Below are 14,949 nucleotides of genomic sequence, written 5' to 3' on the forward strand. Positions count from 1 at the left end.
GGAGGCATGGATCTTCGCATCTTCACCGAGCCCCAGCAAGGGGCCGACTACGACACCCTGCTCACCGTCGCCAAGGCCACCGAGGACCTCGGCTTCGACGCCTTCTACCGCTCCGACCACTACCTCCGCATGGGCTCGGGCGACGGACTGCCCGGACCGACCGACGCCTGGATCACCCTGGCCGGCCTGGCGCGCGAGACCCGGCGGATCCGGCTCGGCACGCTGATGACGGCAGGCACCTTCCGGTTGCCCGGCGTGCTGGCCATCCAGGTGGCGCAGGTCGACCAGATGTCCGGCGGCCGGGTCGAACTGGGCCTGGGCGCGGGCTGGTTCGAGGAGGAGCACAAGGCATACGGCATCCCGTTCCCGAAGGAGAAGTTCGGCCGGCTGGAGGAGCAGCTGGCGATCGTCACCGGCCTGTGGGCGACGGAGGTCGGCAAGACCTTCAGCTACGACGGCACCTATTACCAGCTCACCGACTCGCCCGCGCTGCCGAAGCCGGCCCAGGCCAAGGTGCCCGTCCTGATCGGCGGCCACGGCGCGACCCGCACCCCCCGTCTCGCCGCGCAGTACGCGGACGAGTTCAACATCCCCTTCGCCTCGCTGGAGGACAGCGAGCAGCAGTTCGGCCGGGTCCGGGCGGCGGCGAAGGCGTTCGGGCGCGAGCCGGACGACCTGGTGTACTCCAACGCCCTGGTCGTCTGCACCGGCAAGGACGACACCGAGGTGGCCCGGCGGGCGGCGGCCATCGGCCGGGACGTGGCGGAGCTGAAGGCGAACGGGCTGGCCGGCTCGCCCGCCGAGGTGGTCGACAAGATCGGCCGGTACGAGTCGATCGGCTCGTCCCGGATCTACCTCCAGGTCCTCGACCTGGACGACCTGGACCACCTGGAGCTGATCTCCTCGCAGATCCAGTCCCAGCTGACCTGACCCGTATTCCACCGGGACGGACGACGAGGAAATGGCTGTGAACTCCGGCCGTACGCTCGCCGAAGCGCTGGGAGAAGGGCCCGTCCTGCTGGACGGCGGCCTCTCCAACCAGCTGGAGGCACAGGGGTGCGACCTGTCCGACGCGCTCTGGTCGGCCCGGCTGCTGGCCGACGCCCCGGAACAGATCGAGGCCGCCCACCTGGCCTATCTGCGCGCCGGAGCGCAGGTGCTGATCACCGCCAGCTACCAGGCCACGTTCGAAGGGTTCGGGCGCCACAGCCTGGGTCCCGAGCGGACCGGGGCGCTGCTCGCCCACAGCGTGGAGCTGGCCCGGCGCGCCTGCGGCGCGGCCCGCCGGGCCGATCCCCGGCGGGAGGTCTGGGTCGCCGCCTCGGTCGGGCCGTACGGGGCGATGCTCGCGGACGGCAGCGAGTACCGGGGGAGGTACGGGCTCACCGTCCGGGAGCTGGAGCGCTTCCACCGCCCCCGGGTGGCGGCACTCGCCGAGGCCGGTCCCGACGTGCTGGCGTTGGAGACCGTCCCGGACCTGGACGAGGCGGAGGCGTTGGTGCGGGTCGCCGAGGAGACCGGGCTGCCGATCTGGCTCTCGTACAGCGTGGCGGGCGGCCGGACCCGGGCCGGTCAGCCGCTGGAGGAGGCGTTCGCGGTGGCCGCCGGGCGGGAGCGGGTGGTGGCCGTCGGGGTCAACTGCTGCGACCCGGCCGAGGCGGAGGACGCGGTGCGGGCGGCGGTGGCGGTGACGGGCAAGCCGGCCGTGGTCTACCCGAACAGCGGGGAGGGCTGGGACGCCGCAGCGCGGGGGTGGACCGGGCGGAGCACGTTCGACCCGGCGCGGGTGCGGGCCTGGACGGGGGCCGGGGCACGGCTCGTCGGGGGCTGCTGCCGGGTGGGGCCGGGCCGGATCAAGGAGCTGGCGGGGCTGCTGGAGCGCTGAGCCGCGGACGGGCGGGCCGGAGCCCAGGTCGAAGCGCTCACGGTGTTGCCGGAGCGCTGAAAATGCCTGGTGGGGGACGGGAGGCGAGGACCATACTCGGACAGGTGTTCCTGACCATCAGTACGACCGGCATCCCTGAACGTCCCGCCACCGACCTCGGTTTCCTGCTGCACAAGCATCCCGACCGGGCGCAGACGTACTCCACCTCGCACGGCTCCGCGCACGTCTTCTATCCCGAGGCGTCCGCCGAGCGCTGCACGGCCGCACTCCTGCTGGAGGTGGATCCGGTGGCGCTGGTGCGGCGCGGCAAGGGCAGGGGCCGGGCAGGTGCGCCCGACGCGGCGCTCGCGCAGTACGTCAACGACCGCCCCTACGCGGCCTCCTCACTGCTCTCGGTCGCCCTCGCCACGGTGTTCAAGTCCGCGCTGGGCGGTGTCTGCCGGGCCCTGCCCGAGCGGGCGAAGGCCCCGCTGCCGCTGCGGATCGAGGTGCCCGCGCTGCCCGCCCGGGGCGGTGCGGAGCTGGTGCGCAAGCTGTTCACGCCGCTCGGCTGGGAGCGGGTGGAGGTGGCGGCGGTCGCGCTGGACGAGCAGTTCCCCGAGTGGGGCGACTCGCGCTACGTACGCCTGGTGTTGGAGGGGGAGTTGCGGCTCGCCGACGCCCTGCGCCAGCTCTACGTCCTGCTGCCGGTGCTCGACGACGCCAAGCACTACTGGGTCGCGCCCGACGAGGTGGACAAGCTGCTGCGGGCCGGTGAGGGCTGGCTGGCCGACCACCCCGAGCGCCCCCTCATCACCCGGCGCTACCTCTCCCACCGCTGGGTGCTCACCCGCCTGGCCGACCAGGCCCTGGAGCTGGTCCGGCTCGCGGAGTCGGACGACCTCGACGTCGACAGCGTCGACAACGCGGTGGACGAGAGGACCGACACCGAGGAGAAGCCGGTCCCGCTCGCCGAACACCGGCGCACCGCGATCCTCGAGGCGCTGCGCGGGGCCGGTGCGCACCGGGTGCTCGACCTGGGCTGCGGCCAGGGCCAGTTGGTGCAGGCGCTCCTCAAGGACGTGCGCTTCACCGAGATCGTCGGCCTAGACGTGTCGATGCGCGCCCTCACCATCGCCTCGCGCCGGCTGAAGCTGGAGCGGATGGGGGAGCGGCAGGCGGGCCGGGTCGCTCTCCGGCAGGGCTCCCTCACCTACACGGACAAGCGGCTCAAGGGGTACGACGCCGCCGTGCTCAGTGAGGTCATCGAGCACCTGGACCTGGACCGGCTGCCCGCGCTGGAGTACGCGGTCTTCGGCTCGGCGCGCCCGGGCACGGTGCTCGTGACCACGCCGAACGTGGAGTACAACGTCCGCTGGGAGTCCCTCCCGGCCGGGCACGTGCGCCACGGGGACCACCGCTTCGAGTGGACCAGGGCCGAATTCCGGGACTGGGCGGGGAAGGTCGCCGAGCGCCACGGGTACACCGTCACGCACCTGCCCGTCGGCCCGGACGACCCCGAGGTCGGCCCGCCCACCCAGCTGGCCGTCTTCACCCTGACCGACACCGCGACCGGCCCCGCGACCGGTAAGAGGACCGAGAAGAAGAAGGAGCCGGAAGCCGCATGACGAACCACCACGACACCGACAACACCACCGGCACCGGCGGCGCCACCCCCGCCACCGACAGCGCCACCACCGGCACCGGCGACACCACCACCGGCACCGGCGGCGCCTCTCGCACGCTGCCGGTGACCGACCTCTCCCTCGTCGTCCTCATCGGTGCCAGCGGATCGGGCAAGTCCACCTTCGCCCGCAAGCACTTCAAGCCCACCGAGATCATCTCCTCGGACTTCTGCCGGGGCCTGGTCGCCGACGACGAGAACGACCAGAGCGCCAGCCGCGACGCCTTCGACGTGCTCCACCACATCGCCGGCAAGCGCCTGGCCGCCGGACGGCTCACCGTCATCGACGCCACCAGCGTCCAGTCCGAGAGCCGCAAGGAGCTCGTCCGGCTGGCCCGGGAGCACGACGTGCTGCCCATCGCCATCGTGCTCGACCTCCCCGAGGAGGTCTGCGCCGCCCGCAACGCCTCCCGCCCCGACCGCGCGTCCATGCCCCGCCACGTCATCCAGCGCCACCGCCGCGAGTTGCGCCGCTCGCTGCGCGGCCTGGAGCGCGAGGGCTTCCGCAAGGTGCACGTCCTGCGCACCGAACAGGAGGCCGAGAGCGCACGTGTGGTCCTGGAGCGCCGCTACAACGACCTGCGCCACCTCACCGGCCCGTTCGACATCATCGGCGACGTCCACGGCTGCCGCTCCGAGCTGGACACCCTGCTCGGCACGCTCGGTTACCTGGACGGCGCCCACCCCGAAGGGCGTACGGCGGTCTTCGTCGGCGACCTCGTCGACCGGGGCCCGGACAGTCCGGGGGTGCTGCGCCGCGTCATGTCCATGGTCGCGTCGGGCAACGCCCTGTGCGTGCCCGGCAACCACGAGAACAAGCTCGGCCGTTACCTCGCGGGCCGCAAGGTCCAGCCGACCCACGGCCTCGCCGAGACGATCGAGCAGCTGGAGCGCGAGGACGCCGAGCACCCCGAGTTCCGCCGTCAGGTGCGGGAGTTCATCGACGGGCTGGTCAGCCACTACGTGCTGGACGGCGGCAACCTGGTGGTCTGCCACGCCGGACTGCCGGAGAAGTACCACGGCCGCACTTCGGGCCGGGTCCGCTCGCACGCGCTGTACGGGGACACCACCGGCGAGACCGACGAGTTCGGCCTGCCCGTGCGCTACCCGTGGGCCGAGGAGTACCGGGGCCGCGCCGCCGTCGTCTACGGCCACACCCCCGTACCCACCACCTCCTGGATCAACAACACCATCTGCCTGGACACCGGCGTGGTCTTCGGCGGGAAGATGACCGCGCTGCGCTGGCCGGAGCGCGAACTCGTCGACGTACCGGCCGAGAAGGTCTGGTACGAGCCCACCAGGCCGCTGACCACCGAGGCGCCCGGGGGCCGGGAGGGCAGGCCGCTGGACCTCGCCGACGTCCAGGGCCGCCGGGTCGTGGAGACCCGGCACCTGGGCCGCGTCGCCGTGCGTGAGGAGAACGCGGCGGCGGCCCTCGAAGTCATGAGCCGCTTCGCCGTCGACCCGCAGCTCCTCGCCTACCTCCCGCCCACCATGGCCCCGACCGCCACTTCCCGGGAGGACGGTTTCCTGGAGCACCCGGCCGAGGCGTTCGCGCAGTACCGCGCCGACGGGGTCGAGCGGGTCGTGTGCGAGGAGAAGCACATGGGCTCCCGGGCCGTCGTGCTGGTCTGCAAGGACGCCGCCGCCGCGACCGCCCGCTTCGGCACGCACGGCCCCACCGGCGCCCTCCACACCCGCACCGGGCGGCCCTTCCTCGACGACCGGGCCCTGACCGAAGTGATCCTCGGCCGGCTGCGTACGGCCGTCACCGCGGCCGGGCTCTGGGAGGAGTGGGGCACCGACTGGCTGCTGCTGGACGCCGAGCTGATGCCGTGGTCGCTCAAGGCCGGCGGACTGCTGCGCTCGCAGTACGCCGCCGTCGGCGCCGCCTCCGGCGCGGTGTTCCCGTCCGCGCTCGCCGCCCTGGAGACGGCCGCCGCCCGTGGCGTCGACGTCGGCGAGCTCGCCGGGCGGCAGCACGGCCGGGCCGAGGACGCGGCCGCGTTCACCGAGGCGTACCGGCGCTACTGCTGGTCCACCGAAGGGCTGGACGGGGTGCGCCTGGCCCCGTTCCAGATCCTCGCCGTGCAGGGCCGCTCCCTCGCCGCCGTCCCCCACGACGAGCAGCTGGCCTGGCTGGACCGCCTCGTCGAGCACGACCCGACCGGGCTGCTCCAGACCACCCGCCGGCTCGTCGTGGACCCCGCCGACGACGCGTCCGTCCGTGCGGGCACCGACTGGTGGCTGGAGATGACCGGGCGCGGCGGCGAGGGCATGGTCGTCAAGCCGCTCGGTGCCCTCGTCCGGGATGCCAGGGGCCGCCTGGTCCAGCCCGGCATCAAGGTGCGCGGCCGGGAATACCTGCGCGTCATCTACGGCCCCGAGTACACCCGCCCGGAGAACCTGGAACGCCTGCGCTCCCGGTTCCTCGGCCACAAGCGCTCCCTCGCGCTGCGGGAGTACGCACTGGGCCTGGAGGCGCTGGACCGGCTGGCCGACGGGGAGCCGCTGTGGCGGGTCCACGAGGCGGTCTTCGCCGTCCTGGCCCTGGAGTCGGAGCCGGTGGACCCCCGGCTCTGACGCCCTGGGCAACCCGTGGGCGATTCGCGGGGTGAACGGTGCTCCGCCCGGTGAGGATGAGGACATGGGATTCCATGTCGACTCCGAAGCCGGGCGGCTGCGCCGCGTCATACTGCACCGCCCCGATCTGGAACTGAAGCGGCTGACCCCGCGCAACAAGGACGCGCTCCTCTTCGACGACGTCCTGTGGGTGCGCCGGGCGCGGCAGGAGCACGACGGGTTCGCCGACGTCCTGCGCGACCGGGGCGTGGAGGTGCACCTCTTCGGCGACCTCCTCCAGGAGTCCCTGGACATCCCGGTCGCGCGGCGGCTCGTGCTCGACCGGGTCTTCGACGAGAAGGAGTACGGACCGCTCGCCACCGAGCATCTGCGCGCCGCCTTCGAGGAGCTGCCATCCGACGAGCTGGCGGAGGCGCTGGTCGGCGGGATGACCAAGCGCGAGTTCCTGGAGCGGCACAGCGAACCGACCTCCGTCCGCTTCCATGTGATGGACCTGGACGACTTCCTGCTCGGCCCGCTGCCCAACCACCTCTTCACCCGGGACACCTCCGCCTGGATCTACGACGGGGTCTCCATCAACGCGATGCGCTGGCCGGCCCGGCAGCGCGAGACCGTCCACTTCGAGGCGATCTACCGTCACCATCCGCTCTTCACCGGGCCGCAGGCGGGTGTCTTCCACCACTGGTCGGAGGGGCAGGACGACTACCCCTCCACGATCGAGGGCGGTGACGTCCTGGTCATCGGCAAGGGCGCGGTCCTGATCGGGATGAGCGAGCGCACCACCCCGCAGGCGGTGGAGATGCTGGCCCGCGGCCTCTTCGACGCCGGCTCGGCCCGCACGATCGTGGCGCTGGACATGCCCAAGGCCCGCGCGTTCATGCACCTGGACACGGTGATGACGATGGTCGACGGGGACACGTTCACCCAGTACGCCGGGCTCGGCATGCTCCGCTCCTACACGATCGAGCCGGGCAGCGGCCCCCGCGAGCTGAAGGTCACCGACCACCCGCCCGAGCACATGCACCGGGCCATCGCCGCCGCGCTCGGCCTCGACGCGATCCGGGTGCTCACCGCCACCCAGGACGTGCACGCGGCGGAACGCGAGCAGTGGGACGACGGCTGCAACGTCCTGGCGGTGGAGCCGGGCGTCGTGGTCGCGTACGAGCGGAACGTCACCACCAACACCTATCTGCGCAAGCAGGGCATCGAGGTCATCGAGATCCGGGGCAGCGAGCTGGGCCGGGGGCGGGGCGGACCACGCTGCATGAGCTGTCCGGTGGTGCGGGACCCTGTGTAGTACCAGCGCTTTCGAGACAGATGCCGATACTTTCCGGACCGAGGGTGCTGTATAGGAATGCGGGGACTCGTATAGACTTCCAGCGTAACTGTCGAACACCGGCAGTCCGCAGATCCCCGTCCCACCTGGAGCCGTCATCATGGCCATCGACCTCACCGGCCGCCCCTTCCTCAAGGAGCTGGACTTCACCGCCGAGGAGTTCCTCGGCCTGGTCGCGCTGGCCGGTGAGCTGAAGGCGGCCAAGAAGGCGGGGGCCGAGGTCCAGCGGCTGCGCGGGAAGAACATCGCGCTGATCTTCGAGAAGACCTCGACCCGGACGCGCTGCGCGTTCGAGGTCGCCGCCGCCGACCAGGGCGCCTTCACCACCTACCTGGACCCCACCGGCTCCCAGATGGGCCACAAGGAGTCGGTGAAGGACACCGCCCGGGTGCTCGGCCGGATGTTCGACGGAATCGAGTACCGGGGCGACAGTCAGCAGGTCGTCGAGGAGTTGGCCGCCTACGGAGGTGTCCCCGTGTTCAACGGGCTCACCGACGACTGGCACCCCACCCAGATGCTCGCCGACGTGCTGACCATGACCGAGCACAGCGACCGGCCCGTGACGCGGCTGGCCTTCGCCTACCTCGGCGACGCCCGCTTCAACATGGGCAACTCCTATCTGATCACCGGCGCCCTCCTCGGCCTGGACATCCGCATCGTCGCCCCCGAGATGTACTGGCCGGCCCCCTCCGTCGTGGAGCAGGCCGAGAAGCTCGCCGCGGTCAGCGGCGCGAAGGTCACGCTCACCGCGGACGTCACCGAGGGCGTACGCGGCGCCGACTTCGTCGCCACGGACGTGTGGGTCTCGATGGGGGAGCCCAAGGAGGTCTGGGACGAGCGCATCGCCGCGCTCGCGTCGTACGCCGTGACGATGGACGTCCTGCGGGCCACCGGCAACCCGGACGTCAAGTTCCTGCACTGCCTGCCGGCCTTCCACGACCTCGGCACCCAGGTCGGCCGGGACGTCCACGCCGCCCACGGGCTCACCGAGCTGGAGGTCACCGACGAGGTCTTCGAATCGGCACACTCCGTGGTCTTCGACCAGGCCGAGAACCGGATGCACACGATCAAGGCCGTGCTGGTGGCCACGCTGGCGGGCCGGTAGGAACAGATAGGCCCCCGGGTGCGCAGACGGAGGCAGGGGTTCGCATGCTCATACACCCGATGGGGGGAACATGCGCGGAGGTGGCTACCATGTCGCCTCTGGTGGGGTTCGAGCTCGCATGCTCGGGCCCCTTACCTGTGCCGCGCGCACGGGACCGCCCCCCCACTGCACCACCAGAGAAGAGAACGTCCCGCATGAGCCCCGGCCTGCCGAACCCCGGCACCCCGAAGCGTCCCGGCCCCTCCAGGCCCGGTCTGCGCCGCAAGAGCCCCGACCAGCTCATCGCCGAGTCCGGCGGCGACCTGGAGGGCCACGGCCTCAAGCGGACGATGGGCCTCTTCCAGCTCGTCTGCTTCGGCGTCGGCGCCATCGTCGGCACCGGCATCTTCGTCGGCCTCTCCGACACCGTCGCCGAGGCCGGCCCCGCCGTCGTCATCTCGTTCCTGCTGGCCGCGATCACCTGCATCTTCACCGCCTTCTCCTTCGCGGAGCTGGGCAGCGCGATCCCGGTCTCGGGGAGCTCGTACTCCTTCGCGTACGCCGCCCTCGGCGAGCGCACGGCGTTCCTCGTCGGCTGGTGCCTGATGCTGGAGTACGGCGTCTCGGTCTCCGCGGTCGCGGTGGGCTGGAGCCAGTACGTCAACGAGCTGCTGAACAGCGTGATCGGCTGGGAGCTGCCCGCCGCCGTCTCCGCCGGACCCGGCGACGGCGGTGTGATCAACCTCCCCGCGATCGTCGTGATCGCGATGGCCGCCACCCTGCTGGTGCGCGGCGTCCGGGAGAGCGCGAGCGCGACGGCCGCCATGGCGGTCCTGAAGATCGGTATCCTGCTGGCGTTCTGCGCGATCGCGTTCACCGCGTTCCAGGACGACAACCTCGTGCCGTTCGCGGGCCACGGGCTCGGCGGGATCACGGCGGGCGCCTCGCTGGCGTTCTTCTCGTACATCGGTTTCGACGCGATCACCACCGCGGGCGAAGAGGTCAAGAACCCCCGGCGGAACATTCCGATCGCCATCCTGATCTGCATCGGCGTCGTCACGCTGCTCTACTGCGCGGTGGCGCTCTCGGCCATCGGCGCGCTCGGCGCGGATGCCGTCTCCGACAAGCCCGCGGCCCTCTCGCTGGTCGTCAACCAGGTCACCGACTCCGCGGTGGGCGGCGGCATCATCGCCTTCGGCGCGGTCGTGGCCATCGCCTCGGTGGTGCTCGCCGTGATGTACGGGCAGACCCGCATCCTGATGTCGATGTCCCGCGACGGGCTGATCCCGCGCGTCTTCGAGCGCGTCTCGCCCAAGACCCGCACCCCGGTCGCCAACACCTGGATCGTGGCCTGCGTCTTCGCCGTCCCGGCGGCCTTCGCCTCGCTGGACGTCGTCGTCAACCTGACGACCATCGGCACGCTCGCCACCATGGTCGCGGTCAACGTGGCCGTCGTGGTGCTGCGCCGCCGCCACCCCGAGCTGGAGCGGACCTTCCGGGTGCCGCTCTATCCGGTGAGCCCGCTGCTCGGTGTCGCGTTCTGCCTCTATCTGATGTACGGGACCGGCTGGACGACCTGGGTCCAGTTCGCGGTCTTCCTCGCCGCCGGTTCGCTGCTCTACGCCTGCTACGGGCGCAAGCGGTCTCGGCTGGTCAGCTCTGCGGTGACGGACCCGGCTGGGACGGGATCGCCGGAAGCGTGAACCAGACGGCCTTGCCGTGCTCCGTGGTGCGGTGACCGCAGGCGGAGCTGAGGGTCCGGATCAGCAGCAGGCCGCGGCCGTGCTCCTGCCAGGGGTCGACCTCGTAACCGGGCCGGGGACGGGACAGGTCGCCGGGCGGAGCGGGGTCGTGGTCGTGCACCTCGACCTGGCAGCCGGTGGGCAGGAGCTCCACGACCAGCTCGATCGGCTCGCTGCCCAGCGTGTGCTCGACCGCGTTGGCCACCAGCTCCGCGGTGAGCAGCTCGGCGGTGTCGCTGTCGGCCGGGGCGTGGATGTCCGAGAGGGCGGTACGGACGAGAGCGCGGGCGATCGGTACGGCTGCCGTGGAGTGCGGCAGGGCGATACGCCAGGAGGCGGGGACAGGGACATCGGGCGGCACGGCGGGGTTCCGTTCGGGAGCGGGTCTTCCTGGTAGCGGGACTTCTCGACTTCTCGGGGTCTCTCGACCTGTCGGGGTCTCTCGACTCGTCGTCGGGGCCTGTCGGCTCATCGGCATCGCGTATCGAGACTTCCTGGGGTCAACCTTACGAACCGCACGGCCCTGGCCATAGAGGCGGTCGGCCGGTGCAAACAGGACTTTCGCCACAACGGTCTCATGGCCGCCGTATTGCGATCCCGTGACGACAGTCACGTACGAGTGATAAATTCGGTGGCGGAACGCGACCCGCGCACGGCCGGCAACCCGCCCGAATGCTGAAGGGAACCCCTTCATGAGCTCGTTTCCCAGCTCCGCCCCGCGTGCGGAGGAGTGGCGCCATCTGAGGGTCTCCCGGGATGACGGTGTGGTCACCGTCACACTGGACCGTGCCGAGAAACTCAACGCCCTCACCTTCGGTGCCTACGCCGATCTGCGCGACCTGCTCGCCGAGCTGACCCGGGAGCGCTCCGCGCGCGCCCTCGTGCTGGCCGGCGAGGGGCGCGGCTTCTGCTCCGGCGGCGACGTCGACGAGATCATCGGCGCCACCCTCGCCATGGACACCGCGGCGATCCTGGAGTTCAACCGGATGACCGGGCAGGTGGTACGGGCCCTGCGCGAGTGCCCCTTCCCGGTCGTCGCCGCCGTCCACGGGGTCGCCGCCGGAGCCGGAGCGGTACTGGCCCTCGCCGCCGACTTCCGGGTCGCGGACCCCTCCGCCCGGTTCGCCTTCCTCTTCACCCGGGTCGGCCTCTCCGGGGGCGACATGGGTGCCGCCTACCTCCTGCCCCGGGTCGTCGGCCTCGGCCACGCGACCCGGCTGCTGATGCTCGGCGATACCGTCCGCGCCCAGGAGGCGGTGCGGATCGGGCTGATCAGCGAGCTGGCCGAGGAGGGGCAGGCCGACGCCCGCGCCGCCGAGCTGGCCCGCCGCCTCGCCGACGGCCCCGCGCTCGCCCTCGCCCAGACCAAGGCGCTGCTCACCGCCGAACTGGACATGCCGCTCGCCGCCTCCGTCGAGCTGGACGCCAACACCCAGGCGCTCCTGATGCACGGCGAGGACTACGCGGAGTTCCACGCCGCCTTCACCGAGAAGCGGCCGCCGAAGTGGCGGGGGAGGTAGCCGTGGCACGCGGCGGGTCCCCCGTCGGGCGCATCGCGGTCATCGGCGGCGGCCCCGGCGGGCTCTACGCCGCCGCCCTGCTCAAGCGGCTCGACCCGGCCCGTGCGATCACCGTGTACGAGCGCAACGCCCCCGACGAAACCATCGGCTTCGGTGTCGTCCTCTCCGACGAGACCCTCGGCGGCATCGAGCACGCCGATCCGGAGGTCTACCGGGCGCTGAGAGCTGAGTTCGTCCGCTGGGACACCATCGACATCGTCCACCGCGGCCGCGTCCACACCTCCCGAGGCCACGGCTTCGCCGCCCTCGGTCGCCGCCGGCTGCTGGAGATCCTGCACGAGCGCTGCGCCGCCCTCGGCGTCGACCTCCGCTGCCACGCCGCCGCCCCGTCCGCCGCCGAACTCGCCGCCGGCCACGACCTGGTCATCGCCGCCGACGGGGTGCACAGTGCGACGCGTGAGGCACACTCCGACGCCTTCGGCCCGACCGTCGTCGAGCACCGCAACCGCTACATCTGGCTCGCCGCCGACTTCCCGCTCGACGCCTTTCGCTTCGAGATCGCCGAAACCCCCTACGGCGTCATGCAGATGCACGGCTACCCGTACGCCGCCGACGCCTCCACCGTCATCGTGGAGATGCGCGAGGAGGTATGGCGGGCCGCCGGACTCGACACCTGCGACCCGGCCGAATCCACCGCCCGCTGCGCCAAGTTCTTCACCGAGGCCCTGGACGGCAGGCCCCTGCGCGCCAACAGGTCCAGCTGGGTCGCCTTCCGTACGGTCACCAACTCCCGCTGGTCGCACGGGAACACGGTCCTCATCGGGGACGCGGCCCACACCGCGCACTTCTCCATCGGCTCCGGCACCAAGCTCGCCGTCGAGGACGCCCTAGCGCTGGCCGCCTCCATCGAGGAACAGCCGGACCTCTCCTCCGCGTTGACCGCGTACGAGGCCGAGCGCCGTCCGGTCGTCGCCTCCACCCAGCGGGCGGCCGCGGCCAGTCTGCGCTGGTTCGAGGAGCTGGCGGCCTACGTGGACCAGCCGCCCCGCCGCTTCGCGTTCAACCTGCTCACCCGCAGCCGCCGGGTCACCCACGACAACCTGCGGTTGCGCGACGCCTCCTTCACCGCCGCCGTGGAGGAGGAGTTCGGCTGCCCGCCCGGCACCCCGCCGATGTTCACCCCGTTGCGGCTGCGCGGCCTCGAACTGCGCAACCGGGTCGTCGTCTCACCCATGGACATGTACACCGCCACCGACGGGCTCCCCGGCGACTTCCACCTCGTCCACCTCGGCGCCCGCGCACTCGGCGGGGCCGGCCTCACCATGACCGAGATGGTCTGCGTCAGCCCCGAGGGCCGCATCACCCCCGGCTGCACGGGCCTGTGGACCGACGAACAGGCCACCGCCTGGCGCCGGATCACCGAATTCGTCCACACCTCGGCCCCCGGGGCGGCGATCGGTGTCCAGCTCGGCCACTCCGGCCGCAAGGGCTCCACCCGGCTGATGTGGGAGGGCATCGACCAACCCCTGGAGACCGGCAACTGGCCGCTGTCCGCCGCTTCCCCGCTCCCGTACCGGCCCGGCGTCAGCCAGGTCCCGCAGGAGCTCGATGCGGCCCGACTGGGCGCGATCCGCGACCAGTTCACCCAGGCCGCCCGGCGCGCCGCCGACTCCGGCTTCGACCTCCTCGAACTCCACTGCGCCCACGGCTACCTGCTCTCCGGCTTCCTCTCCCCGCTCACCAACCACCGCACCGACGCCTACGGCGGCCCGCTGGAGAACCGGCTCCGCTTCCCCCTCGACGTCTTCGACGCCGTCCGCGACGTCTGGCCCGCCGACCGCCCGATGACCGTCCGGATCTCCGCCACCGACTGGTCCGAGGGCGGCACCGACGCGCAGGACGCCGCCGCGATCGCCCGCGCCTTCGCCGCCCACGGGGCCGACGCGATCGACGTCTCCACCGGCCAGGTGGTGCCCGACGAGCGCCCGGAGTTCGGCCGCTCCTACCAGACCCCGTACGCGGACCTGATCCGCAACACCGTGGGCGTCCCGGTCATCGCGGTCGGCGCCATCTCCTCCTGGGACGACGTCAACTCCCTGCTCCTGGCCGGCCGCGCCGACCTCTGCGCCCTGGCCCGCCCCCACCTGTACGACCCGCACTGGACGCTGCACGCGGCGGCCGAACAGGGCTACACGGGACCCGGCGCACCCTGGCCGCTCCCGTACGGCGCGGGCAGCCGCCCCCCGCCCACGGGCCGCACGGACGCGCCGAAACCCCGGCTCAGGCTGGAGGGCTGACCCCGCGCGCTCACCCCCGGACGAACCGCTCCCCGGCGTCCCGCAGACTCTCGTGCAGCTTGCCGAAGACCTCCGCCGAGCGGCCGCCCGGCCAGTTCCCCGGCAGCAGCTCATCGGGCAGCCCCGGGTCCGCGTACGGGAGCCGGCGCCAGGAGTCCAGGGCCAGCAGGTAGTCCCGGTAGGCGTCCTGCGGGCGGGGGCCCTGCAAGGTCTCCGGGGCCGCCTCCCACTCCCGGAGCACCGGTTCGTGCAGTTCCAGGAAGTCCAGGTGCAGGCGGGCCACCGCGTCCAGGTCCCACCAGCGGGCCACCGACGCGCGGGTCGCGGCGAAACCCAGGTGGTCGCCGCGGAACAGGTCCACGTACGGGGCGAGTTCGAGACGTTCCAGGGTGTGCCGGGTCTCCTCGTAGAGGCCGGCCGGGGCCATCCACACCCCGGGGGCCGCCGTGCCGAAGCCGAGGCGGGCCAGCCGGGAGCGCAGCAGGTGGCGCTTGCTGCGCTCGGCCTCGGGGACGGAGAAGACCGCGAGGACCCAGCCGTCGGCCCGCCGGTGGGCGGAGCGGCCGTAGATGCGCCCGTCGCCGTCGTCGAGCAGCTGGCGGGCGTCCGGCGACAGGGCGTACCCCGCCGAGCCGTCCACCGCCCGCGCGGCGACCAGCAGCCCGCGCCGCTTCAGCCGTGAGACGCAGGAGCGTACGGAAGGGGCGTCGACGCCCACGGCGTGCAGCAGGCGGATCAGCTCCGACACCGCGAAGGGCGAGCCGTCCACCGGACGGCCGTAAGCGCCGTAGAGCGTGATGATCAGGGAACGGGGGGTGCGCAGCTCGACCACGTGATCA

11 protein-coding genes are annotated in these 14,949 nt (G+C 72.2%); 9 read left to right on the forward strand and 2 right to left on the reverse strand.

Annotation, left to right across the window (positions count from 1 at the left end):
* Positions 1-6 precede the first annotated feature (6 nt).
* The 7 genes from ACIQAK_RS31215 to ACIQAK_RS31245 all read left to right on the forward strand — a co-directional run bounded on the left by ACIQAK_RS31215 (position 7) and on the right by ACIQAK_RS31245 (position 10,254).
* The gene (locus tag ACIQAK_RS31215) at positions 7-930 is read left to right on the forward strand and encodes an LLM class F420-dependent oxidoreductase (protein WP_366392355.1); all 924 of its coding nucleotides are present in this window, start codon (positions 7-9) and stop codon (positions 928-930) included.
* A gap of 31 nt (positions 931-961) precedes the next feature.
* Positions 962-1,885, forward strand: coding sequence for a homocysteine S-methyltransferase (gene mmuM, locus ACIQAK_RS31220; RefSeq protein ID WP_366392356.1), 924 nt, complete (start codon positions 962-964; stop codon positions 1,883-1,885).
* A 104-nt stretch (positions 1,886-1,989) separates the two neighbouring features.
* Positions 1,990-3,492: a 3' terminal RNA ribose 2'-O-methyltransferase Hen1 gene (locus ACIQAK_RS31225; RefSeq protein ID WP_366392357.1), complete on the forward strand. Its 1,503-nt coding sequence runs from the start codon at positions 1,990-1,992 to the stop codon at positions 3,490-3,492.
* Positions 3,489-6,131: a polynucleotide kinase-phosphatase gene (locus tag ACIQAK_RS31230; protein ID WP_366392358.1), complete on the forward strand. Its 2,643-nt coding sequence runs from the start codon at positions 3,489-3,491 to the stop codon at positions 6,129-6,131. The genes ACIQAK_RS31225 and ACIQAK_RS31230 overlap by 4 nt, the downstream gene beginning before the upstream one ends.
* A 64-nt stretch (positions 6,132-6,195) precedes the next feature.
* A complete protein-coding gene (locus tag ACIQAK_RS31235; RefSeq protein WP_366392359.1) occupies positions 6,196-7,428 on the forward strand; it encodes an arginine deiminase in 1,233 nt (410 codons plus the stop codon).
* A gap of 139 nt (positions 7,429-7,567) precedes the next feature.
* Positions 7,568-8,572, forward strand: coding sequence for an ornithine carbamoyltransferase (gene argF / locus ACIQAK_RS31240; protein WP_366392360.1), 1,005 nt, complete (start codon positions 7,568-7,570; stop codon positions 8,570-8,572).
* A 194-nt stretch (positions 8,573-8,766) separates the two neighbouring features.
* The gene (locus tag ACIQAK_RS31245; protein ID WP_366392361.1) at positions 8,767-10,254 is read left to right on the forward strand and encodes an amino acid permease; all 1,488 of its coding nucleotides are present in this window, start codon (positions 8,767-8,769) and stop codon (positions 10,252-10,254) included.
* Here the strand turns inward: ACIQAK_RS31245 and ACIQAK_RS31250 are convergent.
* The gene (locus ACIQAK_RS31250; protein WP_366392362.1) at positions 10,205-10,654 is read right to left on the reverse strand and encodes an ATP-binding protein; all 450 of its coding nucleotides are present in this window, start codon (positions 10,652-10,654) and stop codon (positions 10,205-10,207) included. The genes ACIQAK_RS31245 and ACIQAK_RS31250 overlap by 50 nt on opposite strands.
* Before the next feature lie 331 nt (positions 10,655-10,985).
* Here ACIQAK_RS31250 and ACIQAK_RS31255 point away from each other — a divergent pair, with 331 nt between their 5' ends.
* Positions 10,986-11,813: an enoyl-CoA hydratase family protein gene (locus ACIQAK_RS31255; RefSeq protein WP_366392363.1), complete on the forward strand. Its 828-nt coding sequence runs from the start codon at positions 10,986-10,988 to the stop codon at positions 11,811-11,813.
* Positions 11,798-14,110 (forward strand): bifunctional salicylyl-CoA 5-hydroxylase/oxidoreductase, encoded by a 2,313-nt coding sequence (locus ACIQAK_RS31260; protein ID WP_401849524.1) that lies wholly within the window; start codon positions 11,798-11,800, stop codon positions 14,108-14,110. Before ACIQAK_RS31255 ends, ACIQAK_RS31260 begins: the two co-directional genes overlap by 16 nt.
* A gap of 10 nt (positions 14,111-14,120) precedes the next feature.
* On the opposite strand, the gene ACIQAK_RS31265 is transcribed toward ACIQAK_RS31260, so the two are convergent.
* Complete coding sequence (locus ACIQAK_RS31265) at positions 14,121-14,942, reverse strand: PaaX family transcriptional regulator C-terminal domain-containing protein (protein ID WP_366392365.1); 822 nt, start codon at positions 14,940-14,942, stop codon at positions 14,121-14,123.
* Positions 14,943-14,949 lie beyond the last annotated feature (7 nt).

Origin of the sequence: Streptomyces sp. NPDC088706, from assembly GCF_044752765.1 — a bacterium.
Taxonomy (GTDB): domain Bacteria; phylum Actinomycetota; class Actinomycetes; order Streptomycetales; family Streptomycetaceae; genus Streptomyces.